Source organism: Leclercia sp. LSNIH1 (assembly GCF_002902985.1).
Classification (GTDB): Bacteria; Pseudomonadota; Gammaproteobacteria; order Enterobacterales; family Enterobacteriaceae; genus Enterobacter.
This window is the reverse complement of record NZ_CP026167.1, coordinates 1951237-1976163: the sequence shown is the minus strand read 5'-3', so window position 1 is coordinate 1976163 and position 24927 is coordinate 1951237. Positions and strand designations below refer to the sequence as shown.

Annotated in this window: 24 protein-coding genes; 6 read left to right on the top strand and 18 right to left on the bottom strand. The window is 57.2% G+C overall.

Features of this window, described 5'->3' with window-relative positions:
* Positions 1-50: 50 nt before the first annotated feature.
* The 5 genes from malZ to phoB form a co-directional block, all read right to left on the bottom strand.
* Positions 51-1868, bottom strand: a complete 1818-nt coding sequence (malZ, locus tag C2U54_RS09780; protein WP_103178449.1) for a maltodextrin glucosidase — start codon at positions 1866-1868, stop codon at positions 51-53.
* A 131-nt stretch (positions 1869-1999) separates the two neighbouring features.
* Positions 2000-3373: a proline-specific permease ProY gene (gene proY, locus C2U54_RS09775; RefSeq protein WP_103178448.1), complete on the bottom strand. Its 1374-nt coding sequence runs from the start codon at positions 3371-3373 to the stop codon at positions 2000-2002.
* Positions 3374-3451: 78 nt separating this feature from the next.
* Positions 3452-4771 (bottom strand): branched-chain amino acid transporter carrier protein BrnQ, encoded by a 1320-nt coding sequence (brnQ, locus tag C2U54_RS09770; protein ID WP_103178447.1) that lies wholly within the window; start codon positions 4769-4771, stop codon positions 3452-3454.
* 409 nt (positions 4772-5180) lie between these two features.
* Positions 5181-6476 (bottom strand): phosphate regulon sensor histidine kinase PhoR, encoded by a 1296-nt coding sequence (gene phoR, locus C2U54_RS09765; protein ID WP_103178446.1) that lies wholly within the window; start codon positions 6474-6476, stop codon positions 5181-5183.
* 21 nt (positions 6477-6497) lie between these two features.
* Positions 6498-7187, bottom strand: coding sequence for a phosphate response regulator transcription factor PhoB (gene phoB / locus C2U54_RS09760; RefSeq protein ID WP_039031479.1), 690 nt, complete (start codon positions 7185-7187; stop codon positions 6498-6500).
* Between the two features lie 194 nt (positions 7188-7381).
* Here phoB and sbcD point away from each other — a divergent pair, with 194 nt between their 5' ends.
* Together sbcD and sbcC are read left to right on the top strand one after the other, a co-directional pair.
* On the top strand, positions 7382-8587 hold the full coding sequence (sbcD, locus tag C2U54_RS09755) for an exonuclease subunit SbcD (RefSeq protein ID WP_103178445.1): 1206 nt from the start codon (positions 7382-7384) through the stop codon (positions 8585-8587).
* Positions 8584-11715, top strand: coding sequence for an exonuclease subunit SbcC (gene sbcC / locus C2U54_RS09750; protein WP_103178444.1), 3132 nt, complete (start codon positions 8584-8586; stop codon positions 11713-11715). Before sbcD ends, sbcC begins: the two co-directional genes overlap by 4 nt.
* A 36-nt stretch (positions 11716-11751) precedes the next feature.
* Here the strand turns inward: sbcC and mak are convergent, their stop codons facing one another.
* Positions 11752-12657, bottom strand: a complete 906-nt coding sequence (mak, locus tag C2U54_RS09745; protein ID WP_168192002.1) for a fructokinase — start codon at positions 12655-12657, stop codon at positions 11752-11754.
* 124 nt (positions 12658-12781) lie between these two features.
* Here mak and rdgC point away from each other — a divergent pair, with 124 nt between their 5' ends.
* On the top strand, positions 12782-13693 hold the full coding sequence (gene rdgC / locus C2U54_RS09740; protein WP_039031486.1) for a recombination-associated protein RdgC: 912 nt from the start codon (positions 12782-12784) through the stop codon (positions 13691-13693).
* A 45-nt stretch (positions 13694-13738) separates the two neighbouring features.
* Here rdgC and ppnP read toward each other — a convergent pair whose 3' ends face one another.
* From ppnP to C2U54_RS09715, 5 genes are all read right to left on the bottom strand, one after another.
* Complete coding sequence (gene ppnP, locus C2U54_RS09735; protein ID WP_103178442.1) at positions 13739-14023, bottom strand: pyrimidine/purine nucleoside phosphorylase; 285 nt, start codon at positions 14021-14023, stop codon at positions 13739-13741.
* 72 nt (positions 14024-14095) lie between these two features.
* Complete coding sequence (locus C2U54_RS09730; protein ID WP_103178441.1) at positions 14096-14773, bottom strand: AroM family protein; 678 nt, start codon at positions 14771-14773, stop codon at positions 14096-14098.
* 226 nt (positions 14774-14999) lie between these two features.
* Positions 15000-15191 carry a protein YaiA gene (yaiA, locus tag C2U54_RS09725; RefSeq protein WP_103178440.1) on the bottom strand — a complete coding sequence of 64 codons (192 nt, stop codon included), beginning with the start codon at positions 15189-15191 and terminating at the stop codon, positions 15000-15002.
* 51 nt (positions 15192-15242) lie between these two features.
* Positions 15243-15767 (bottom strand): shikimate kinase AroL, encoded by a 525-nt coding sequence (gene aroL, locus C2U54_RS09720; protein WP_103178439.1) that lies wholly within the window; start codon positions 15765-15767, stop codon positions 15243-15245.
* Positions 15768-16040: 273 nt separating this feature from the next.
* Positions 16041-16499, bottom strand: coding sequence for a YaiI/YqxD family protein (locus tag C2U54_RS09715; RefSeq protein ID WP_103178438.1), 459 nt, complete (start codon positions 16497-16499; stop codon positions 16041-16043).
* Positions 16500-16585: 86 nt separating this feature from the next.
* Here C2U54_RS09715 and proC point away from each other — a divergent pair, with 86 nt between their 5' ends.
* Positions 16586-17395 carry a pyrroline-5-carboxylate reductase gene (gene proC / locus C2U54_RS09710; RefSeq protein ID WP_103178437.1) on the top strand — a complete coding sequence of 270 codons (810 nt, stop codon included), beginning with the start codon at positions 16586-16588 and terminating at the stop codon, positions 17393-17395.
* Between the two features lie 14 nt (positions 17396-17409).
* Here the strand turns inward: proC and adrA are convergent, their stop codons facing one another.
* From adrA to C2U54_RS09685, 5 genes are all read right to left on the bottom strand, one after another.
* Positions 17410-18510 (bottom strand): diguanylate cyclase AdrA, encoded by a 1101-nt coding sequence (adrA, locus tag C2U54_RS09705; RefSeq protein ID WP_103181034.1) that lies wholly within the window; start codon positions 18508-18510, stop codon positions 17410-17412.
* A 105-nt stretch (positions 18511-18615) separates the two neighbouring features.
* Positions 18616-18936 carry a phosphate starvation-inducible protein PsiF gene (gene psiF, locus C2U54_RS09700; RefSeq protein WP_103178436.1) on the bottom strand — a complete coding sequence of 107 codons (321 nt, stop codon included), beginning with the start codon at positions 18934-18936 and terminating at the stop codon, positions 18616-18618.
* 347 nt (positions 18937-19283) lie between these two features.
* Positions 19284-19544, bottom strand: a complete 261-nt coding sequence (gene iraP / locus C2U54_RS09695) for an anti-adapter protein IraP (RefSeq protein WP_103178435.1) — start codon at positions 19542-19544, stop codon at positions 19284-19286.
* A gap of 243 nt (positions 19545-19787) precedes the next feature.
* Entirely contained in the window at positions 19788-20996 is a 1209-nt protein-coding gene (locus C2U54_RS09690) for a multidrug efflux MFS transporter (protein WP_103178434.1), read from the bottom strand.
* A 133-nt stretch (positions 20997-21129) separates the two neighbouring features.
* Positions 21130-21849 carry an extensin-like domain-containing protein gene (locus C2U54_RS09685; protein ID WP_103178433.1) on the bottom strand — a complete coding sequence of 240 codons (720 nt, stop codon included), beginning with the start codon at positions 21847-21849 and terminating at the stop codon, positions 21130-21132.
* A 106-nt stretch (positions 21850-21955) separates the two neighbouring features.
* Between C2U54_RS09685 and ddlA the strand changes: the two genes are divergently transcribed.
* Positions 21956-23056 carry a D-alanine--D-alanine ligase gene (gene ddlA, locus C2U54_RS09680; protein WP_103178432.1) on the top strand — a complete coding sequence of 367 codons (1101 nt, stop codon included), beginning with the start codon at positions 21956-21958 and terminating at the stop codon, positions 23054-23056.
* Here the strand turns inward: ddlA and C2U54_RS09675 are convergent.
* Entirely contained in the window at positions 23053-23271 is a 219-nt protein-coding gene (locus tag C2U54_RS09675) for a DUF2754 domain-containing protein (protein WP_039031465.1), read from the bottom strand. The two genes, ddlA and C2U54_RS09675, sit on opposite strands and share 4 nt — an antisense overlap.
* Positions 23272-23517: 246 nt before the next feature.
* Here C2U54_RS09675 and C2U54_RS09670 point away from each other — a divergent pair, with 246 nt between their 5' ends.
* Complete coding sequence (locus tag C2U54_RS09670; RefSeq protein ID WP_103178431.1) at positions 23518-23820, top strand: DUF2755 family protein; 303 nt, start codon at positions 23518-23520, stop codon at positions 23818-23820.
* Here the strand turns inward: C2U54_RS09670 and C2U54_RS09665 are convergent.
* Positions 23817-24917: a DUF1615 domain-containing protein gene (locus tag C2U54_RS09665; RefSeq protein ID WP_103178430.1), complete on the bottom strand. Its 1101-nt coding sequence runs from the start codon at positions 24915-24917 to the stop codon at positions 23817-23819. The genes C2U54_RS09670 and C2U54_RS09665 overlap by 4 nt on opposite strands.
* Positions 24918-24927: the final 10 nt, after the last annotated feature.

Genomic DNA, 24927 nt, shown 5'->3' with positions numbered 1-24927 from the left:
AATCGTTGCATTTACGCCATCTTAAAAGGTGGAAACCGTCCCGCCCGACATTAACTGCCGAACCAGACCGAGGCGGAGATCGCCGGTAGCGACAGTACGCCCTCCTGCGCCACCCCTTTCCCCTCTTTCAGCTGCCACTGTTTGACGTTGAGCAGCGGCGAGTCATCTATCACCACTTCGCAGGCATCGCCCCGGTTAATCGCCACCAGCACCCGCTGCTGGTTGTAGACGCGCATAAACACCACCACGTTGTCGTGGGCGTAGACCACCTGACAGCCGCCGTAGCGCAGGGCCTGGCTCTGCTTGCGCAGCTTAATCAGCCGCTGATAGAGCGCCAGTAGCGTCTGGTCCTGCTTTTCAGCCTCCCATGGGAAGGTCTTACGGCAGAAGGGGTCATTGTTGCCGTCGAGCCCCACCTCATCGCCGTAATAGATACAGGGCACCCCAGGCCAGGTAAACAGCCAGGTGACCGCCAGCGGCAGGCGGGCGACATCCTTACCGAGCAGCGACTTAAAGCGGGCGGTGTCATGGCTGTCGAGCTGGTTAAACATGCGTAGCTGCTGCTGATGGGACAGGCTGGCGCGGTAGTTATCCATCCATTTCACGCAGGTTTCAGCGTCGATGTGCTGCGGATCGTAGGAGATGTCGGTGTTGGCAAGGAAGCCCCACAGCGGGAAGGTGAAGCCGCGGTAGTTCATCGCCGAATCTTCCGCGTCGGCCTGCAACCACTGGCGAGCGTCGCCAAAATGCTCGCCAAAGACGAAGGCCTCCGGATTGGCCAGCTTCGCCGAACGGGTGATCCCGGTGACATGCTGTAGATTATGGCGCGCCCCACCCTCTTCTCCGAGCATATGCACCACATCCAGCCGCCAGCCGTCCATACTCCACGGCGCTTTCAGCCAGTGACGAACAATACTCTCCTCGCCGCCGTAGATCTCGTTCACCACCCCTGACGACTGATAATCGAGCTTCGGCAGGCTGGCATAGCCCAGCCAGTCGAGGGCGCGGCCCTCGTCGTCAAAGCTGTACCAGTCGCGGTGGGGCGAGTCCGGGTTATGGCAGGCGCCGCCGGTTCCGCGGTTGTGGCGATCAAACCAGGCGTGGGAGTCCCCGCTGTGGTTAAACACCCCGTCCAGAATCAGGCGCATCCCCTCCCGTTGGGTATTTTCCCGCAGGCGTAACAGCGCCTCGTCGCCGCCAAACCGCTCATCCACGTGGCGGTAATCTTCGGTGTCGTATTTATGCACGCTGGGGGCGACAAACACCGGATTGAGATAGAGTGCCGTGACGCCGAGTTTTTTCAGCCAGGGCAGCTTTTCGCTAATGCCGTCGAGATCCCCGCCGTAAAAGGTGGAGCCCCCCGCCTGGGCGGTGACCGGTTCGTCCCACGCGCGGAAAATCGTCTCATGGCCTGCGGCATGGTGATAATACGTTTTGTCCAGCTCAGGGTTGCGCCGCTGGCTGCGGGCAAAGCGGTCCGGGAAGATCTGATAGAAGACCTGCTCCACTACCCACTGCGGTCCGGCATCCGGGTAATCAATGGCGAACTGCTCCAGCCGGGCGGGAGGAAAGCGGCTGAAGCCCTGCGGGGTGAACCACAGCTGGCGGTTATGCCAGAGCATTTTGAAGCTGTAGCGGTGCCGCGGCTGCCCTTTCGTCGTGTCAATGGTCGCCCGCCAGGCCGTCACGCCGGGCTGCGGCTGGCTGCGCTGCTTATGCATCGGCAGCGAGGTCTCTTCGTTATCGAATTCAGCGCGTAGCGTCACCCGCTCAGGCAGGTTTTCCCCTGTCAGCCACAGGGTAATGACAAGTTTGTCGTTGTTTTGTTTAACAAATGGGGCAACCGGCAGGTGCCATGCATTCAACATCTTTTATCCCCTTTCCCAGAAATGAGGCCACCTTGCCACAGGGTAGTTGATGTTCCCTCCTCATGGAGAGATTTATTGGGGGAGGAGAAAGGGGGAGGAGAAAAATGCCCGGCGTTTGCCGGGCATTTCGGTTACTGAGCTTCTGCTAACTGGCGCTCGCGGCGGCGTTTAAAGACCCACCCCACCAGCAATAGCGCAATCCACGCAAAGCCGACATACAACGAGATGCGGGTTTCCGGGTGGTAACCAATCAGGCCGATAATAAAGACCAGGAAGATCAGGCCAGCAACGGTAGTTGCCACGCCGCCCGGCACTTTAAACTTCAACGCTTTTACCTCTTCAGGCGACAGACGGCGACGGAAGCCAATCTGCGACATCAGAATCATCATCCAGACCCAGACGGTGGCAAAGGTCGCCAGCGACGCGATCACCAGGAAGACATTCTCCGGCATGATGTAGTTGAGATAGACCGACAGCAGCAGCGCCACGGTCATCACCAGCACCGTCACCCACGGCGTACCGCGGCTGGAGGTTTTGGCGAAGGCCTTCGGCGCACTGCCCTGCTCGGCCATACCATGCAGCATACGCCCCACGCCGAACACGTCGGCATTGATAGCGGAGAGCGATGCGGTGAGCACCACGAAGTTCAGAATACTGGCGGCGAAGGTGATCCCCAGATGCTGGAAGGTCAGCACAAACGGGCTACCGTTCGTGCCCACCTGGTTCCACGGATAGATGGACATGATCACAAACAGCGTGCCCACGTAGAAGACCAGGATACGCATCGGTACCGAATTAATGGCGCGCGGAATAGACTTCTCCGGATCTTTCGCTTCCCCGGCGGTGATACCGATAATTTCGATCCCGCCGTAGGCAAACATCACCATCTGCAGCGACATCACCATGCCTATCCAGCCGTTACTGAAGAAGCCGCCGTTACTCCACAGGTTATGGATGCCGGTTGGTTCGCCGCCGTTGCCGATACCCCAGATAATGATGCCAATACCGGCGGCAATCATGATGATGATGGTGGCCACTTTAAAGAAGGAGAACCAGAACTCCAGTTCGCCAAACACCTTCACGCTCATCAGGTTGATGGCGCAGATGATCAGCACCACGCTGAGCACCCAGATCCAGTGCGGGACCGCCGGGAACCAGACGCCCATATAGATGCCGAAGGCCGTTACGTCGGCAATGGCGACAATCAGGATTTCGAAACAGTAGGTCCAGCCGGTGATATAGCCCGCCAGTGGGCCTAAGTTGTCTTGCGCATAGCGGGAGAAGGAGCTGGCTGAGGGGTTATGAACGGACATCTCCCCCAGCGCGCGCATGATGATGTAGGCGGCAACACCGCCGATAAGATACGCCAGCAAAACGCTGGGACCGGCCATTTTGATGGCATCTGCCGAGCCATAAAAAAGACCAGTACCGATCGCAGAACCCAGCGCCATAAAGCGGATGTGGCGGGCGGTAAGGCCCCGCTTCAGTTTGTTAGAGCTTTCCATTTACGTCTTGCCATTCAACACAAAAAAAACAAAAAACCACGGGGCCATAAGCCCCGTGGTTGAACATTTATCCGTTGATTAGTGCGCGTTCGACGTTACCCGACGCCCCGCAGCACGATCCCAGATTACGGCCAGAACCAGTGCAACAACGGTAGGCATCAACCAGGCCAGGCCCTGTTCGGACAGCGGCAGACGCTGTGTCCAGGCAGGGAGCGTATCGCCAATAGCCGATGCTTTGATGCCGTCAAGGATACCAAAAAGCAGGCTAATAAACATGGCCGGGGCAATAATTCGGGAAGAATTATTCCACCAACCACGGGTGAAGCTCAGCACCACCAGCACGATACACGGCGGGTAGATGGCCGTCAGTACCGGAATGGAGACCTGGATCAGGTGGCTCAGACCGAGGTTAGAGACCGCCATGGAGAAGATACCGAGGATGAACACCAGCGTACGATAAGAGAGCGGCAGATACTGGGCAAAGAACTCGGCGCAGGCGCAGGTCAGGCCCACCGCCGTCACCAGACAGGCCAGGAAGATCAGGATCGCCAGCAGGAAGCTCCCCGAACCGCCGAAGGTGTTCTGAACATAGGCATGCAGGATAGCCGCGCCGTTTGCGCTCTGGTCTACCAGGGCCGCGCTGTCAGAACCCAGACGGAACAACGCCAGATAGAGCAATGTCAGGCCTACGCCCGCAATCAGACCCGCCCAGATGGTGTAGCGGGTCAGCAGACGCGCTTCGGTCACGCCGCGGGAACGGGCGGCGTTCACAATGACGATACCAAACACCATCGCGCCCAGGGTATCCATGGTCAGGTAGCCGTTCACAAAGCCGTTAGAGAACGCGGCATTTTTGTAGGCGTCCATTGCATCGCTGATCGGGCCGGCAGGCCAGATAACGGCAGCCACGGCCAGCACAATCAGGGCCACGATTTTCAGCGGCGCGAGGAAGTTACCCACGGTATCCAGCAGCTTGCCCGGATAGAGGGAGACCAGAATCACCAGAGCAAAGTAGATGAGGCTATAGATCAACAGCGGCATAGCGCCGTCGCCGGTCAGCGGAGCGATACCCACTTCAAAGGAGACGGTCGCGGTACGCGGGGTGGCAAACAGCGGGCCGACGGCCAGATAGCAGACGGTTGCCAGCAGAATACCTGCGACTTTCCCGATAGGGGTGCTCAGGCTATCGACACCGCCGCCGACTTTCGCCAGCGCAACCACGGTCAACACCGGTAGACCCACGGCAGTAATCAGGAAACCAATAGCCGCCGTCCAGACGTGTTCACCCGCCTGTAAGCCAACCATGGGAGGAAAGATGATGTTACCCGCGCCAACGAACAGCGCAAATGTCATAAAGCCCAGCGCGATGATGTCGCGCGATTTCAATTGATGGGTCATAAAACCTTACTGCCTGTGGATGTGGTGTTGAAAACGTTGAATTTTTCGCTATCCGTTGCGGAACAAAACAGCGGAAAAAATGTGCAACCTCAGCGGGAAATGCTTCCCTACCGGCGTGGAGAAGAATAGTTTTTCGATTTACCACGCAAATACAGTCTGTCCGACGATATCAGGGTGGCAATTTAAACGCTTATAACGTTTAAAGGCAATATGGGATCTCAAAACCAGAACAATATGCCAACTCGAAAGTTAGAAGTGGGATAATAAACCATTTATAAGAAAAACTCATGGCTAATCATGCGAACAAAAAAGCAACAGGCGTATAATATTTATTCGCGCTGCGCTGAACTGCAAAGCAAACAGGCCAGCATTGGCTGGCCTGTGGCAATTTCTGATTACAGTGACGCCGTCAGGCGCTGTTACTGGCAATCAAACGTTCCGGGATCACAAAGCTAAAACGCGTACTTTTCCCCGGCGTACTGACGATATCCAGGCGGCTGTCGTGGTGATTAATGGCGTGTTTAACAATCGCCAGCCCCAGGCCACTGCCCCCCGTCTGCCGGGAGCGCGCCTTATCCACCCGGTAAAAACGCTCGGTAAGACGCGGAATATGCTCCGGGCCGATACCGGGACCATCGTCTTCCACGCTGAACTCCGCTCCCGTTGGCGCATGCTGCCAGCGCACGGTGATGTGGGTGCCGGGCGGGGTATGATTCACCGCGTTATAGACCAGGTTAGAGATGGCGCTGCGCAGCTCGTCGGTACTGCCGCGTACTTTGAGGCTGTTATCCACCTCGAAGGTAAGCTGGTGCTGCTGCTGGCTTAAGGTCTGCGCTTCGCGCTCCAGCATCCGCAGCATCATCGGCACATCGATGGTTTCATTCAGCGCCAGGGTTGGCGCCGCTTCAATGCGGGAGAGGGTCAGCAGCTGCTTCACCAGCCCTTCCATGCGCTGCGTCTGCTCGCGCATGGTGTGCAGCGCTTTTTCCCGCGGCGCGCCTTCCAGTGTCTGCTCCTGCATCATCTCCAGATAGCCCTGCAATACCGTCAGCGGGGTGCGCAGCTCGTGGCTGACGTTGGCGAAGAAATTGCGCCGCGCCCCTTCAAGCTGGTGCATTTGCGTCACATCCCGCGCCACCATCAGCCACTGCTGGTCGCTGTAGGGCATCACGCGGATCTCCAGATGGCGACCGTTGTTCATGACCAGATTGTGCGGGCGGGTAAAATCGCGTTTTTTCAGATACTGGGCGAACTCCGGATAACGCAGGAGGTTGAGGATATTCTGCCCGTTATCATCCGGCCAGCGCAGGCCCAGCAACTGCTGCGCCAGTCCGTTACACCAGAACATCGCCCCCTCTTCGGTGGTCAATACCACCGCATCCGGCAGCGATTCGGCGCCGCTGCGAAAGCGTTTGATCAGGCTGCCCAGCTCGCGTCGGCGTTTTTTATTACGCATCTGCATCTGGTGCAGGCCATACAGGAGGGGTTCCCAGCTGCCGCTTCCTGGCGGCGGGGTCATACTTCTGTCAACCCATAGCCACCATGAGAGGCGGAGCAAATTCCAGAAGTGCCAGATCAGCAATCCCGTGACTGCCGCCAGCAAAAACCAGGGTAAATAACCGATTACGGCCCCGAGGATCAGGGCCGGAATACAGCAGAGTATCAGTTCAAAACAGAGCCTTTTCCATGACAGCCGTTCCAGCACGCGTCACACTCCTGTCATTGTTCAGAAACGGGTTGAGAAACGATAACCCGTGCCGCGGACGGTCTGCACCATGCGATCGTGACCGCTGGTTTCAAGTGCCTTGCGCAAACGGCGGATATGAACATCAACCGTGCGATCTTCCACATAGACGTTAGTGCCCCAGACATTGTTGAGCAACTGCTCGCGGCTATAGACGCGTTCCGGGTGGGTCATGAAAAAGTGCAACAGTTTGAATTCCGTTGGTCCCATATCGAGGGGATTTTCACCGGTCATCACGCGGTGCGAGGTAGGGTCCAGACTCAGCCCCTGCATCTCAATCACCTCTTCCACCGCCATCGGTGAAATACGGCGCATTACGGCTTTAATGCGCGCCACCAGCTCTTTCGGGGAAAACGGTTTGGTAATGTAGTCATCCGCGCCGGTCTCCAGACCGCGAACGCGATCTTCCTCTTCGCCGCGGGCCGTTAACATCATCACCGGAATATCGCGGGTTAACGCTTCACGTTTAATATGTTTGATGAATTGCAGGCCAGAGCCGCCAGGCAGCATCCAGTCGAGCAGGATCAGATCGGGCCAGGGTTCGTTGAGCTGGTTCACCGCGCTGTCGTAATCTTCGGCCTCTATCGGTTGAAAGCCATTTTGTTCGAGCACGAAACAGACCATTTCGCGAATGGGTGCTTCATCTTCTACGACCAGAATACGTCTCGCCATACTTAGCCCTGTCTTATTAAGGTTACATGTTTGTAATACGGCGTCATTATGCGTCAGATTTATGACAGATTTATGAAAAACGCGCCCGCTCATAAAGGCAAGCCGTTGTTTTATGGCAGCCCCGATTGTAGCGGTTATCTTCCTCCCCCTGAAAGTTTATAATCCCGCTAACCATTTTTTGCCACGGATCTGTTATGCGCATACTTCACACCTCGGACTGGCACCTGGGACAAAATTTTTACAGTAAAAGCCGCGCCACCGAACATGAAGCGTTTCTCAACTGGCTGCTTGAGATGGCGCAATCGCATGACGTGGATGCCATCCTCGTGGCCGGGGATATTTTTGATACCGGCTCGCCGCCCAGCTACGCGCGCGAGCTCTATAACCGTTTCGTGGTCAATCTGCAAAAAACCGGCTGCCATCTGGTGATTGTGGCCGGCAACCATGATTCCGTCGCCACGCTGAACGAATCCCGTGAGATTCTGGCGTTTCTCAACACCACCGTGGTCGCCAGCGCCGGACATGGGCCGCAAATTCTGACCCGACGCGACGGCACCCCCGGCGCGGTACTCTGCCCGATCCCGTTTTTACGCCCCCGGGACGTGGTGCGAAGCCAGGCGGGCCTCTCCGGGCTTGAGAAACAGCAGCAGCTGTTGCAGGCCATTACCCACTATTATGCCGAGCAATATACCCAGGCTTGCGCGCTTCGCGGCGACAGCGTACTGCCGATTATCGCCACCGGGCATCTCACCACCGTCGGCGCCAGTAAAAGTGACGCGGTACGTGACATCTATATCGGTACGCTGGATGCGTTTCCCGCCCAGCACTTCCCGGCCGCTGACTATATAGCGCTGGGCCATATCCACCGGGCGCAGATGATTGGCGGTTGCGAACATATCCGCTACTGCGGCTCCCCTATTCCCCTCAGCTTTGATGAAACCGGCAAAAGCAAATGCGTTCATCTGGTGAGTTTCGACCAGGGCAAGCTCAGCAGCGTCGAATCGCTTGAGGTGCCCATTACCCAGCCGCTGGCGGTGCTGAAGGGCGATCTGGCGGCGATCACCGCCCAGCTTGAGCAGTGGCGCGGCGTGGAGCAGACGCCTCCCGTCTGGCTGGATATCGAACTCACCACCGAGGAGTACCTGCACGATATGCAGCGTAAGATCCAGCAGCTGACGGACGATCTGCCGGTAGAGGTCCTGCTGGTGCGGCGCAGTCGCGAGCAGCGCGAGAGAAGCCTTGCCAGCAACCTGCGTGAAACCCTCAGCGAGCTGCGGGTTGAGGAGGTTTTTGAGCGCCGACTCGCCCAGGAAACCCTGGATGATACCCAGCGGGCCCGGCTAAACGAGCTGTTCAGCCACACGATCCACGCCCTCAGCAATGAAGAGGATGAGGCATGAAAATTCTCAGCCTGCGCCTGAAAAACCTTAACTCGCTCAAGGGCGAATGGAAAATCGACTTTACCGCCGAACCCTTCCTCAGCAATGGCCTGTTTGCTATCACCGGCCCAACCGGCGCCGGGAAAACCACCCTGCTGGATGCCATCTGCCTGGCGCTTTACCACGAGACGCCGCGCCTGAATACGGTCTCGCAATCGCAAAACGATCTGATGACCCGCGACACCGCTGAGTGCCTCGCCGAGGTCGAGTTTGAAGTCAAAGGGGTAGCTTATCGTGCGTTCTGGAGCCAGAACCGGGCGCGCAACCAGCCGGACGGCAACCTGCAGGTGCCCCGCGTGGAGCTCGCCCAGTGCAAGGACGGGAAGATCCTCGCAGATAAAGTGAAGGACAAGCTGGAGCTGGTTGCCTCTCTGACCGGGCTGGACTATGACCGCTTTACCCGCTCGATGCTCTTATCCCAGGGGCAATTCGCCGCCTTTCTGAACGCCAAACCGAAAGAGCGCGCCGAACTGCTCGAGGAGCTGACCGGCACGGAAATCTACGGCCAGATCTCCGCCATGGTGTTTGAAAAACATAAGGCGGCACGCAGCGAGCTGGAGAAGCGCCAGGCCCAGGCGGCCGGCGTGGTGTTGCTCAGCGAAGAGCAGCTACAGCATCTTCAGCAAGGTTTGCAGGTACTTACTGACGAAGAAGCGCAACTGCTGGCGCAGCAGCAGGGACTCCAGAAAGATTATCAGTGGCTTACCCGCCACGATGAGCTGGTGCGGGAGCAACAGCGATCGAAGGCCGCGCAGCAACAGGCGCAGCAGGCCCTGACGGACGCCACGCCGGAGCTGGAAAAACTGCATCTCGCCCAGCCTGCGGCCCTGCTGCGCCCGCACTGGGAGCGGCAGCAGGAGCAGCTTGCCCAGCTTTCGCAGACGGAACAGCAGATGCTGGATGTGAATACTCGCTTACAGTCCAGTACGGCGCTGCGTTCAGGCATTCGTAACGGGGCGCTGCGCACGCACGACAGGCTGCAAACCGAGCTGGCTGCACTCACCCAGTGGCTTACCAACCACGACCGCTTCCGCCAGTGGGGCCAGGAGATTGCAGGCTGGCGCGCCCACTTCACCCAGCTTAATCGCGATAAAACCCAGATCGCGACGCTGACCGGGCGTATCACGGCGTTACGCCAGAAGCTGGCGGGATTACCGGAGAGCGCTCTGACGCTTACCGCAGAACAGACCGCCAGCGAGATGGCACTCCAGACGCAGTCCCGCGCGGCACGCCAGCGCCTGACTACCCTGCATGCCCGCTATCAGCCTCTGCAACAGCGATCGCGGCAGACTCGCGAAAGCGTGCAAAAGGCCCAGGCCGAGCTGGCAAAACTGAACGAAACCCTGACGCTACGCCGCCAGCAGTACAAAGAGAAAAACCAGCACTATCTCGATCTCAAAACCTTATGTGAGCAGGAAGAGAAGATTAAGAAGCTGGAGAGCTACCGGGCGGAACTGGAGGCCGGAAAGCCCTGCCTGCTCTGCGGCTCTACCGAACATCCGGCCATTGCCCAATACCAGGCCCTGGCGCTCACCGGAAACCAGCGCCGCCGGGATGCGATGGAAAAGGAGGTCGCCGCACTCAAAGAGGAAGGCCTGCTGGTTCTGGGGCAGGTAAATGCGCTAAACAGCCAGCTTCAGCGCGAAACAAGCGAAGCGCAGACGCTCTTTCAGGATGAGCAAGCGCTCACTAAAGAGTGGAATGCGGTGTGTGAAACCCTCTCTGTGCAGTTGAACATTCAGGACGACATCGCCCCATGGCTGGCTAAACAGGAGCAGTACGAACAGCAGCTTTACCAGCTGAGCCAACGCCTGACCCTGCAAAGCCAGCTGAGTGAAGAGGAAGCCCAGCTTCAGCTTTACCAGCAGCAGCTTCTGGCGACGCGCACGGCTATGGCGCAAACGCTTCATGCCCTGTCGCTGGCGGCACCGGAGGACGGTACCGAGTCGGCCTGGCTTGCGGAACGGGAAAAAGAGTCGCTGGCCTGGCAGGAGCGGCAGACTCAGCACAGCGCCCTGCGGGAGCGCATCACCGCCCTGGCACCGCTGCTGGAGACCCTTCCGGCAACGGATTCCACGCAGGTGGAAAGTGCGATCCCGGATAACTGGCGCGAAATCCATACCGAGTGCGTCTCCCTGCAAAGCCAGCTCGCCACGCTGCAGCAGCAGTACACGCTGGAAAGCGAACGTTTACAACAATCGCAGGCGCAGTTTGCCGCCGCGCTGGCTGCCAGCATCTTTAGCGATCGGGAGACATTTCTGGCGGCCCTGCTGGATGGCGATACGGTTCGGCGTCTGGAGCAGTTGAAACAGACTCTGGAGAATCAGATCCAGCAGACCACGGCCCTGCTTCAGCAGGCCGGTCAACGACTGAACGAACATCTGGAACAACGTCCGGCGGGCCTGACGACGGACGCGCCGGCCCTGCAGGAACAGCTTCAGCAGCTCGGCCTGAAACTGCGGGAAAACACCACCCGCCAGGGGGAGATCCGCCAGCAGCTTAAACAGGACAGCGACAATCGCCAGCACCAGCAGGCACTGATGCAACAAATTGAGGAGGCGGCCCGCCTGGCGGATGACTGGGGTTATCTTAATGCGCTGATCGGTTCCAAAGAGGGGGATCGCTTCCGTAAGTTTGCCCAGGGCTTAACTCTCGACAACCTGGTATGGCTCGCCAACCAGCAGCTGATGCGTCTGCATGGCCGCTACCTGCTGCAACGCAAGGCCAGCGACGCGCTGGAGCTGGAGGTGATGGATACCTGGCAGGCGGATGCCGTGCGCGATACCCGCACCCTCTCCGGCGGCGAAAGTTTTCTGGTAAGCCTGGCGCTGGCGCTGGCGCTTTCCGACCTGGTGAGCCACAAAACGCAAATTGATTCGCTGTTCCTCGACGAGGGCTTCGGCACCCTGGACAGCGAAACGCTGGATACCGCCCTGGACGCGCTGGATGCGCTGAATGCCAGCGGCAAAACCATTGGGGTGATCAGCCACGTCGAGGCGATGAAGGAGCGCATCCCGGTGCAGATCAAAGTGAAGAAGATTAACGGGCTGGGGTACAGCAGGCTGGATAAGGAGTTTGCTGTTTTGTAAGCCGGGAGCGCTACGCGTCACCCGGCTTTTGCCCTGTCAGTTTGGCCACAGCCAGGCTGCGCCGCGTACGCCGCTGGAGTCGCCGTGCACCGCTTTACGGATCGGGGTTTCGCATTCGCCGCCAAACACCCACTGCTTCACCAGCTGGGGAACGGTGCTATAGAGACGGTCAACGTTGCTCATGCCGCCGCCCAGGACGATCACATCCGGGTCGAGAATGTTCACCACGTGCGCCAGCGACTTCGCCAGCCGCATTTCATAGCGGCTGAGCGCCAGCTCCGCGACGGCGTCCTGCTCTTCCACCAGACGCATGATCTCGTTGCCTTTTAGCGGATGCCCGCTCAGACGACGGTAATCGGTGGCGAAGCCGGTGCCGGAGATAAAGGTCTCGATACAGCCCTGTTTGCCGCAGTAGCACGGCACTTCAGCGCGGTACTTCAGTTCGTCTTCATCCATCCACGGCAGCGGATTGTGTCCCCACTCGCCAGCCGTGCCGTTGCCGCCAATATGGGCGCGCCCGCCAAAGGCCACGCCTGCGCCGCAGCCGGTACCGATGATCACCGCAAATACGGTCTGTGCCCCCGCCGCGGCGCCGTCGATGGCCTCTGACACCGCCAGGCAGTTGGCGTCGTTGGCCAGCCGGACTTCACGGTTCAGGCGCTGGCTTAAATCGCGGTCAAAAGGCTGGCCGTTAAGCCAGGTCGAGTTGGCGTTTTTCACCACCCCGGTATAGGGCGAAATCGACCCCGGGATCCCCATACCGACCGTGCCGGTCTGGCCGGTGGCCTTTTCGGCCATCTCCACCAGAGTAGCGATGGTTTCAATGGTCTGCCGGTAGTCGTCACGCGGGGTAGGGAGGCGATGGCGGAACAGCTGCTCCCCCTGCTCGCCAAGGGCAATGACTTCTGTTTTCGTGCCGCCGAGATCAATACCAATTCGCACAGAACGTTCCTCATTATTTTGATTATCAACAGAGTAGAAGCCTGCTACCCGATTAGCAATGCAAGCGATGCGACAATTCGCTATCATGCCCGCTGAATTAAACGACAAGACCGTGGAAATTATCATGCTGTGGTTCAAAAATTTGATGGTTTACCGTCTCAGCCGCGATATCGAACTGCGTGCAGACGAGATGGAAAAACAGTTAGACCTTTACGCATTTACCCCGTGTGGCAGCCAGGATATGGCCAAAACCGGATGGGTTCCGCCTATGGGATCACAGAGCGATGCGCTGACCCACACTACCAATGGTCAAATCATCATCTGCGCGCGTAAGGAAGAGAAGATCCTGCCGACGCCAGTGGTGAAGCAGGCGCTGGAAGCCAAAATTTTTAAGCTGGAAGCCGAACAGGGCCGTAAGCTGAAAAAAACTGAGAAAGATTCGCTGAAAGACGAAGTGCTGCACTCCCTGCTGCCGCGCGCCTTTAGCCGCTTCAGCCAGACAATGATGTGGATCGACACGGTTAACGGCCTGATTATGGTCGACTGCGCCAGCGCCAAAAAAGCAGAAGATACTCTGGCGTTACTGCGTAAAAGCCTCGGTTCGCTGCCGGTGGTGCCGCTGACGATGGAAAACCCGATCGAGCTGACCCTCACCGAGTGGGTACGGGGCAACAATGTCCCGCAGGGCTTCCAGCTGCTGGACGAAGCCGAGCTGAAAGCGATCCTGGAAGATGGGGGCGTGATCCGCGCCAAGAAGCAGGAGCTGGTCAGCGATGAGATCGCCGTGCATATCGAAGCTGGCAAACTGGTGACCAAGCTGGCCCTCGACTGGCAGCAGCGCATTCAGTTCATGATGTGTGACGATGGCTCGATCAAGCGTCTGAAGTTTTCCGACGAGCTGCGCGATCAGAACGACGATATCGACCGGGACGACTATGCCCAGCGTTTTGATGCTGACTTCATTCTGATGACGGGTGAACTGGCGGCGTTGATTAAGAGCGTAGTAGAAGGATTGGGCGGCGAAGCACAGCGTTAATGCTTCATACCAGAGATCGGAGCCGGGTTAACCCGGCTCTTTTTTTTACAGATAACGACACAGATAAGAGGCAGGTTCCGCAACCTGCAGATGGAATTCGCTGTGGCCTGGCACGTTGAAAACATCGCCCGGGTTATAGACTTTCCACTCCGTTTCCCCCGGCAGTAACACTTTGAGCGAGCCGCTCACCACGGTCATCTCTTCTGGCTGCGCGGTACCGAAGGCGTACTCCCCCTCTTCCATTACGCCAACACTGGCGCGGCCAGTAATGCTGCTGGTAAAACCGATGGACTTCACTTTACCGGAAAAGTATTCATTAGTCTGAAGCATGGACTGGTCCTTATTGTCGTTGGTTGTCAACCCAATATAGGGGTGACACTCCGTACCTGTCACGCAAAATCATCAGACCAGCAATTCCGAGGCCAGCCGGGCCACCAGCACGTTTGATAACAGCACCGGCACGTCCAGGTGTTTTTGCAGTAAATCACGGTGATGTTGATGAAAACCAAGACAATCGAGCATCAGGACATCTGCGCCGCGGGCCAGCAGATCGCGCCCGGCGTCGATCAGTTTCTCTTCGCTGTCCCAGAAAGGATTGGCTACAGCAAGCAGCGGCGCCTTAACCAGGCACTGCCATTTGCGGGACTGGTTCTCCATCAGCTCAGGGATCGGCACGATCACCCCCACCTGATGGCCATCGACAATCGATCCGACCAGCGGCGGGATGATCCGCGTCGGCTCAAGCAAAATTGCATTGCGGGCGACGAGGCCAGTGATGGGCGCGGTGCTCATCAGCAGGATCACCTCATAGCCCTGGTTATCGAGCACTTCGATCACGCCTTGCAGGGCGCACGCGATCTTCGGCAACGAGACGTTTCCCAGCTCGCCGTCGCTGAGCAGGGTAGGCAGCTGCGCCTCGCCCGGTTCAGGGGCGTAGTCTTCCATGACCTCTTCCCGGCTCAGCGTACCGAGCAAACTGTGATGCGTAATTTGTTGCGCAGAAATATGCTCCGTTAAGAGCGGTAGTACTTCGCTTACCGGGACTACCCCAATCGTGAGGATCGCCAATGTTGCCTTCATCGTTCTCGCCTTTCTATACAACCACTACCGTGACACAGATACAGGCACACTTCGCTGTTCAGGAAAAAGTGCTGAAAAGCGTAGCAGCAGATTCAACCGCTGGAATGTAAAGATCCACGTGCCTGACAGAATGTGTCTGTTAAACCTGAACATTACCCTCCGTTTAATGTTTACGCTTTTTGAATAGTGTGATTACGGTACGGTTTTGACCGTATTCAGATTTAATTCAGGCTTTATCGGGATCTTCGTAGCGCACTTTCGCATCCTTCGCTTCCTGCTCCGTTTCATGTTCACTGATCAGTGAATCCGGTTTCGGGTGGTCAGCACGCAGCTGATACCAGGTGACAGTCTTGCCCGTTGCGCCTTTCTCAACGGCAACAATACGGGCTTCACGCGGATAGGGAGGTCTGGTTGGCATAGTTCATCCTTTATTTTATTAGGTTGGCTGAACTATCAGTATAGACATCAGTTAGCTGGCGCATGCCAGATGAAGCGCAGCGACGATATTTTGCACCACTTGCGCAGGAGGAAGGGAGGCGTCCACCACGTGGTGAGCGGCTTCGCGATAGAGCGCATCACGCTCCGCCAGCACTGCGCTCACCTCTTCGCTGATAGGTTTGCCGGTCAGGGTTGGGCGCTGTCCCTCTTCTGGCGAGGCTTCGAGACGCCCGACCAGCACCGGCACCGGGGCACAAAGATAGATCACCCGGCCCTTTTCACGCATAAACTGACGGTTGTAAGCGGACAAAATAATGCCGCCGCCGGTGGCGATAATGCCGGAGCCTGCGGTCACCGCCTCGAGGGTCGCCGTTTCGCGGGCGCGAAAACTCTCCCACCCTTCCTGCTCAACAATCTCAGCGATGCTTTGCCCGGCATGGGTCTGTAGCCAGTGATCGGTATCGACAAATTCACTCTGACACAGACGAGCCAGTTCAAGACCGACGGTGGTTTTGCCACAGCCGCGGGGGCCAATTAAAAAAATAGGCTGGGTCATGACTAGGTGTTCCCTTTGATGCCGCGCGCATGCGGTGCGTGAAGTCGAAAAGAGTGCAATGATACCATTAAGCTAGTACACACGTTAACCGTAAAATAATTATTACATCAGGCGTGATATTAAACTGACAGTTAAGTCAACCCAAGAGATAGCGAGGGTTATCCTGTAAAGAAAAAATTGCACTAAACGGTGCGCTCACCTTACCTGAACCCACCCGCCGTTGACAACCCCGGATTGTGGTAATAATGACCAAAACCGCTCACGCAGCGATGATTACCCCTGGCGGCGCTTCACTTCCAGCAGCCATTTGTCCAGCTCGGCGGCGAACTGCTGCCTGTCGCGCTGGGAGAGGCTGTCCGGCCCGCCGGTCTGCACGCCGCTGGCGCGCATCGTGTCCATAAAATCACGCATCGTCAGCTTTTCACGGATAGTAGCTGGCGAATAACGCTCGCCTCGCGGATTGAGCGCTGCGGCCCCTTTCTCCAGCACCTCCGCCGCCAGTGGAATATCGGCGGTGATCACCAGATCGTCCGCGCTGCACAGGCGTACAATTTCGTTATCGGCCACATCAAAGCCGGCCGGTACGCGCAAGGAACGGATAAATCGGGACGGCGGCACGCGCAGGTTCTGGTTCGCCACCAGCGTCAGCGGCATCTGTACGCGCTCGGCAGCACGAAACAGGATCTCTTTAATCACATTGGGACACGCATCGGCATCCACCCAAATCGCCATCTTCTCTCTCCGGCATATAATGCTGCGTAACAAAACCTGATAGGCTAAAGTGCCACAATCATAACAAAGTTTAAGAGGGAGACGTGATGGAGAAGAAAATCGGTTTTATCGGCTGCGGTAATATGGGCAAAGCCATTCTCGGCGGTCTGATTGCCAGCGGTCAGGTGCAGCCTGGCCAGATTTGGGTCTACACCCCATCACCGGACAAGGTCGCCGCCCTGCACGATCGGTACGGGATTAACGCCGCGCAAAGCGCCCAGGAAGTGGCCCAGGTGGCCGATATCGTCTTCGGCGCGGTGAAGCCGAACATGATGGTGAAAGTCCTGAGCGATATCACCTCCAGCCTCAATAAAGAGACGCTGGTGGTCTCTATCGCGGCAGGCATCACCCTCGATCAGCTGGCGCGCGCGCTGGGCCACGACCGTAAAATCGTCCGCGCCATGCCCAACACGCCGTCGCTGGTAAAAGCGGGCATGACCTCTATCACCCCTAACGCGCTGGTGACCCCCGAAGAGGTTGCCGATGTCGTCAATATTTTCCGCTGCTTCGGAGAGGCCGAAGTGATTGCCGAGGCGATGATCCACCCGGTGGTAGGCGTCAGCGGTTCAGCGCCCGCCTACGTGTTTATGTTTATCGAAGCGATGGCAGATGCCGCGGTGCTGGGCGGGATGCCGCGCGCGCAGGCCTATAAATTTGCGGCGCAGGCGGTAATGGGCTCCGCCAAAATGGTGCTGGAAACCGGCAAACATCCGGGCGAACTGAAAGATATGGTCTGCTCTCCGGGCGGCACAACCATTGAAGCGGTGCGGGTGCTGGAGGAGCGCGGTTTCCGGGCAGCGGTCATTGAAGCCATGAACAAGTGCATGGAAAAGTCAGAGCTGCTAAGCAAATCCTGACCGACAGCCGGACGTCAGGCGGCCACTTCGGTACGGTTACGTCCGGCATTTTTCGCCTTATAAAGTGCAATATCCGCCGCTTTTAACCATTCCTGATAATGCACCATCGACGTCGTGAGCGGCGCGACACCGACGCTGATGCAGAGCTTTACCTGCGGAGCGCCCGGCAGGCGCAGTTCCGCCAGCCGTTCATGGACCCGCGACATTGCCGCAATAGCGTTTTCCGCTGGCGTTCCGCTCATGATTACCGCGAACTCATCGCCGCCAAAGCGACCAATCATATCGCTGGCGCGTAACGTCAGTTGTAGCTGACGGGTCACGGCGAGAATCGCCTGATCGCCTACGTCATGGCCCCAGGTATCATTAATGCCTTTGAAGTGATCGATATCGATCAGCAGGATCGTGGCGCTCCGGTGATAGCGACGGCAGTTTTCAAATTCTGTACGCAGCAACACTTCCCAGTGACGACGGTTGTATACCCCTGTCATCCCATCCAGAGTACTCATCAACTCAAGACGGCGCTTATGTTCCACCAGACGGCTGGTTGTACGGAAGCTTACCCAGGCAAATAGCATCGGATAACCAACAATCCCCGGCAGGGCGAGCCAGACCTCAAGCGGGGTACTGATAAAGCCTGCCGGAATGTGCATCAGCTGCTGGGTAACCAGCGCCGCCAGCGCGGTCATCAATGATCCTGTACCACACAGCCTAATCCCCCCCACGCCCATCAGGTTCATGCTCATCATCATGACCAGCGCCGCGGTGGGCATGGCGTTAACGCCCATCAGTCCAATCCATACCCCGGCCATAATGGCATCGACTTTGAGGTTAAACATCTCATTGTGATGGGGATTGGCAGAGCGCATCGCCAGTTGCCAGGCCAGATGGGGCCAGACAAAGGCCCATCCAACCAGCAAAAGCCACCAGACGCCGTTAACCGATTGCGCGGTCAGCACGCTGGCAACAGGGAAAAACAGAAAAGCCAGGCCCGCCGCACGCGGGAGCCGTAAACGACGGGCCAGACGAATTCCTGAGCGATGATGCTCATCCGCCGAAAGCGCCAGATTTATCCCTTCCCGGGCATAGACTTTGCTGTAAATGTTTTCATCATTCATGGTCATTGGGAACACTCAAAAGCATTTTCCCAAATTATAGAAAGGGTTATCTGGCGCTAAGTATGATATTTCGGGTGAGCCAAACGGAACGCTCACCCTTTTGAACTAGCCAGTTTTCTTCAGGCAGGCGCTCATGAACTTACTCCGGTCGTCCCCTTTAAGGGATTGTTGGGTCGCCTGGGAGTTACATTCACGCATCCTTTGTTGTTGCGGCGTCAGGCTTTTTTCGTTGGGTTTAGAGGAGGCGTTTTTCAGGCAATCGCTCATATAGCTCTTACGGGAGTCGCCCTTCAGGTCCTGGGCGGTCGCCTGCTGATTGCAGGTGGTCATACGTTGCTGTTGCGGTGTGAGCGGCTGATCTTGCGCCCCCGCGGGAGTAAGAGAGAACAGGCCAAGGAGCAGGGTCGCCAGTAGTGTGATTTTCATAGCACTTTCCTTCTGTGAATGATCTCCTTAAGTCTGGTTCGTACTGCTAAAAAAACCACCCGCGCCATCGGGATAATTTCGCACAGTGGTTATTTCGGCGTGGCTCATGCCGTCGCTAATAAGCAGAATAATATGTTGGGCCGGCGGCAGCGTCATATACCCGGTACCAGGATAGAGAGAACATTTACAGCATAAATTGTGGGGATAATGTCGCGAGGTAAGCTATGGAATATAACGTGCGCTCTGTTTCACTTATTTTTCCCATTGAGGAAAGATAAAAATAAAACAGAGCGACGACAGGCAACCGGGGTGACGGTTTTTGACAACAACTCAGGTCAAATAATGGGTCAGCTGCGCGGGTGCCGTAGCAGCTTTTTTACGTATTGCTGCAGCATTTCGCTGTCCTGGGCCGGAACCTGTGCATCTGGCCTGGCCTCATCCAGCGCGCCTTCCACGCTTTCGATCAGCGCCTGTTGATCGCTTTGCGCCATCTGTCGTAGCAGGGCGGTAACCACTATTTCCAGCGCTTCAACCTGAACCACAAGCTCTTTTGACTCTTCTTCCTTTTCTGCCAGCTTAACTAACAACTCTGCAATTAGATTTTTCACAGCGCTATTTCCTTATCACGTTTTTTTGCGACGTTATCATTATGATTGAGACTTGCAAAGTGGGTAAAAGTACTATTTTTAAGGAAATCCCACATGGCGCATAAATGCGTTTCTGTACGGCCGGTAAAAATGCGACTTAAATTAAATTTTTCTTTTTTTCTGCGCAACCTGAATTAAATACAAGAACCGCCATTTCACAGGAATGATAATGGCGGCCAGATATCAATATATTATATAGCTACATTAAGAACGGCGGACTTCCTGCAGGCGGCGCTGGCGCATCGCCCACGCCAGTTGCAGAATGTTTACCAGCACCACCACAGCGGTGGCGGCAAATACCCAGCGGAAACCGGCCATCGCCGAGACCGCGGCCCCCATCAACGGACCGGCAACGTTCCCCAGATACATAAACGACTGGTTATAACCGAAGATCCGTCCGGTGACCCGATCGCTGGAGTACTTAATCAGCAGGGTCTGTACGGCGGGCAGCATGGCGCCATCCGCAAAGCCGAGTAGAAAGCGCAGCACGCCCAACTGCAAAGGGGTGGTGACAAAGGACATGGCGAAAAAGAGCACCACCGCCACAATAAGCGTCGCCATCAAAATACGCCCGGTGCCTATGCGGTCCCCGAGCTTGCCCAGACGTGGGGCGGACATCAACGCGGAGATCCCCGGCACCGCGGCAATCATCCCGCTGAGGAAGGCGATATTATTGCTCTCGGGTGCCATCGACTGAATAAACAGCGCGAGGATCGGCCCCACCGAGCCGTTGCAAAGCTGGATAACCATGGTGGTGATGAACAGGCTGATCATCAGGCCCGGATAAGGGAGCGAGGCAAAGACCGCCCTGCCGCTCAGCCGCTCCGCCTTGCTGACGGTGGGGCGAACCCCCTCTTTGATCAGAAACAGCGTTACCAGAAAACTTACCACCAGCAGGATCGCTGTGATCAGAAATACCGCGCGCAGACCCACATGGTCTGCCAGAAAGCCGCCCATCAGCGGGCCGCCGATCACGCCGCTGATTTGCGCCGTCGACAGAGTACTGATGGCCCAGCCGCTGCGCTCCCGGGGAACCTGCGACGCCACCAGCGCCATCGCGTTAGGAATATAACCGGAGGTCAGCCCCATCAGCGCGCGCAGCAGAAAAAGCTGCCAGACGTTGGTGGCAAAGGCCTGGAGCAGGATCGCAATCGCCATGCCGAGCGAGGCGCGCAGCAGCATCAGCTTGCGCCCTTTACGGTCCGCAAGGCTGCCCCACATGGGCGAGACGATGGCCGAAACCAGAAACGTGACGCTGAAGGTGAGCCCTGACCACATCGACAACGCTTCGTGCGACGAGACGCCAAGCTGGGAGACATACAGCGGCAAAAACGGCAAAATCTGGCTGATGGCAAGGCCGGTGAAAAAACAACCAAACCAGACCGAAATAAGGTTAACCTTCCACGATTCCATAGGCGAGCACTGTCTTCATATTACGTAAATTCGTTATCAGATTAGCAAGTTACCTTTCACCGGACGTTGTCAGAGATGCGCCCCGCGTCTCTTTGGGGTTTTATCTTCCCAGTCATCATATTTGTGAAATATGTCACATACTTTCCCCTTTTTGCTGGTGATTTATGCTTTGCGGGCAGTAGCCAAACCCCCGCATCCCAAGGTGAAAGTGGTTGGCGTGGGCGGCGTTATAGTCAGGGCCCAGCGCGTTACCGAAATAGCCGCAGCTGGCACTCAGTAGCGCACGCAGCCAGGGTTCAGTGGAGGCACTCTTCCAGCCGCGCAGAACCGAAATTCGCTGACCGTTTTCCAGGGTAAAGCCGCTGATATCCAGCGCCTCGGCGGTGGCATGCTCGCTGCGCCGGGCGTTGGCGCGGTGATAGATATTGCGGCAGGCAAAGCTGCCGAAATGGTCAATGCGCGACAGACCGCTGCCCATCATGGTTTCGGTGATGGGCCGGGCCTGCTGGTTGACGAACAACGCCGAGCTGAGCGCCAGCGGGCAGCTGGCAAGAAAACTGCTGCTAAGACTGACGGAGCCAAAACTACGCACGCGCACCACATCACTCAGCGGACACTCTCCCGTGCTGTCGGCCACCGCCTGGGTGCGGATCAGCTGACGCGCATTAGCCTGCGCCAGCAGCACATCACAATGCTCAGGCGTCAGGCGACGGAGCTTAAACTGAGTCAGGGTACCGGGGGGATCGTCAAGCGTGAGCGGTGCAAACGGATTGTAATAAGACGGCAGCCAGCGGTAGCCCGCAATAGCCGCAGCAATGAGGATTAGACAGATAATCAGGCTTTTTCCTTTCACTCACCCCCCTTCGCAATGTGTCAAAACATTATGGCAGAAGGCGGCGAATCCCGCCGGGCATCGTGATATGGTAGGGGTTTTGAGTCAGAGTGGATGAGTGTACGTGATGGCGAAGTTGCGGGTAGGTATTGTCTTTGGGGGAAAATCAGCAGAGCACGAAGTGTCGCTGCAATCGGCCAAAAATATCGTTAACGCGATTGATAAGAGCCGCTTTGAGGTCGTGCTGCTGGGCATTGATAAACAGGGTCAATGGCACATTAACGACGAGCAGGGCTATCTGCTTAACGCCGACGATCCGGCGCATATTGCGCTGAATCCGTCTGAGGTCAGCGTTGCTACCGTGCCGGGCGTGACGCAGGGCCAGCTTATCGATGCCGGTACCGGACAGACGCTTTCACAGCTCGACGTCATTTTCCCGATTGTCCACGGCACGCTGGGTGAAGATGGCTCCCTGCAGGGGATGCTGCGCATGGCGAACCTGCCGTTCGTCGGCTCCGATGTCCTCGGTTCTGCCGCCTGCATGGATAAAGATGTCACTAAACGCCTGCTGCGTGACGCTGGCCTGAACGTGGCGCCCTTTGTTACCCTGACCCGCGCCAACCGCGAGCAGCACATCTTTGCCGATCTCAGCGCCCGCTTCGGCCTGCCGCTGTTCGTCAAACCGGCTAACCAGGGCTCCTCCGTGGGCGTCAGCAAAGTGAACAGCGAAGCGCAGTTCAGCGAAGCGGTACGTCTGGCGTTCACCTTCGATCATAAAGTGGTGGTTGAGCAGGGAATTAAAGGGCGTGAGATTGAGTGCGCGGTGCTAGGCAATGATTTCCCGCAGGCCAGTACCTGTGGCGAAGTGGTGCTGAACAGCGACTTCTATTCCTACGACACCAAATACATTGATGACAAGGGCGCGCAGGTGGTGGTACCCGCGGCGCTGGAGGCTGACGTTAACGACGCGATCCGTGGAATTGCCATCGAAGCCTATCAGGCGCTGGGCTGTCGCGGTATGGCGCGCGTCGACGTCTTCTTAACGGCGGACAACCGCGTGGTGATCAATGAGATCAACACCCTGCCCGGCTTCACCAACATCAGCATGTACCCGAAACTGTGGCAGGCCAGCGGTCTCAGCTACCCGGATCTGATCACCCGCCTGATTGAGCTGGCGCTGGAGCGACATGCCGCTGACAGCGCCCTGCAGATTTCAGTAAACGGTTAATCCGCGTCGTTCGCCGTCGTCTCTTCCGGGCGACGGCGAATAATAAACCCCGCCAGCCAGAAGCTGACAACCCAGGTCACCAGCCCTACCGCATAGGTCTGCCAGCCTTTCGCTTCGAAGCCCAGCAGCCCCACCACCCCATTCAGAATAAAGATAAGCCCAATAGCAAAGGCGTAGAAATGCCAGTCACGGCGAATTTTGGCAGGCAGTTTCATGGTCGCTCCAGAAGAAAAAATCTATCCTCGCACAGATTTGTCTTCAGGTCTGCGGCCTGTGCGGAAAATCTGAAATGTGCGGGGATTTCACTTAAGTAAAAAATCTGTGATGTGCGGCAAAATTCGACAAACCAGGAGAATTCTCCAGGCCAATTTACCAACATTCCGATATTGACAACAGCCATGAGCTGTCAAACTTGACGTGTACAACAGGCACATAGCCAGTCAGAACACTCGGAGGTATGTATGGCAGATTTTACGATGTCAAAGCCCATCTACAACACCAGGCAACCAAAAACCTCCACGGCAGGAAATATTGCATACGCGCTGTTTGTGCTTTTCTGCTTCTGGGCTGGCTCACAGCTGCTCAATATTCTGGTGCATGCTCCCGGCGTCTATGAGCACCTGATGCAGGTCGAAGAGAGCGGCCGTCCGCGCGTTGAGATTGGGCTCGGTGTCAGCACCGTCTTCGGGTTGATCCCCTTCCTTGTCGGGCTGGTGGTGTTGGGCGCCGTTGCCCTCTACGTGCGCTGGCGCCGTTATCGCTAGTTGAGCGCCATGCACTTCGCCCGGCGATCGTCAACGCGCTGGGCAAACCAGGCTGTCGTCAGATTGCGGGTGATTTTCGGGCTCTCAAGCTGGATCCCCGGCAGCATCGCTCTCGGTAACGCCTTGCCACTCTTCTGCTCCGCCAGTTTAAAGACCTGCTGATAGAGCTCGGTTTTCTCAAACGCAAAGCTGTCACCCTTCTCCAGCTGCCGACGGATCTCACTGTCGCTCATGTCCAGCTTGCCTGAAAGCTTGCGCACCGCCAGCTCCGTCTTCCCTGCGTTACTGCTGCCATAGGCGATCAGATCGCCATCCAGGGCCAGCTTCACCCCACTGGCGCGGCTGACGGCATTCTGGAACGCCGCATTGCGGCTCGCATACCAGCCCGCGTTAAAGTCAGCAAAGCGGTAGAGCGGCACCGTATAGCTGGCGGGGTAGTTCAGCAGATGGTAAGTGCCGAACCAGAGTCCGCCGCGCAGGGAGAAGACCTCCTGGCGAACCGTGTTCTCGATTTTCCACGGATAGCCGTCGGTATGCTTTTCGGCAAAGGCGATACTGACCTGCATTGGACCACCGGTATGTACCGGATTGAGAGAGCCAAACAGCGTCTGTCCCATCGGCACCATATTGATAAAGTCATCGAAGATGGCGCTGAGCTGCTTCTCGGTTTTCACCGTATCCAGCCGCTCGCTGTAGCTCTTGCCGTTTGGCGATTTGATTTTCAGTGCCGTGTGGACCAGAAACACCGGGATGTGGAGTTTTTCGGCGCGACGGTCAATCTCCTTCCAGGCGATTTTATTCAGCCCCGGCACCGCCGGATCGGACTGATACAGCGACTCCTGCTGTGCCACCGCCAGCACCGAGCAGATATTCTCCTCGGTAGGGGCAATCTTCTGGCTCTCAAAGGTTTTCGCCAGCGCCGAGGCCCACTGGTCCCGGTCTTTTACCGTGGCGGGCATTTTTTGCCGCACCACGCTTGCCACGTCGACGGGCTTTTCGCCCTTTTTCAGCGGCGCAGCCCCTTGCTCAGCACACCCGGCCAACACCAGGGCGGCAAGCAGGGATAAGGGTAACGCGCGCGGTACGGTAAAAGACATAACAGCTCCC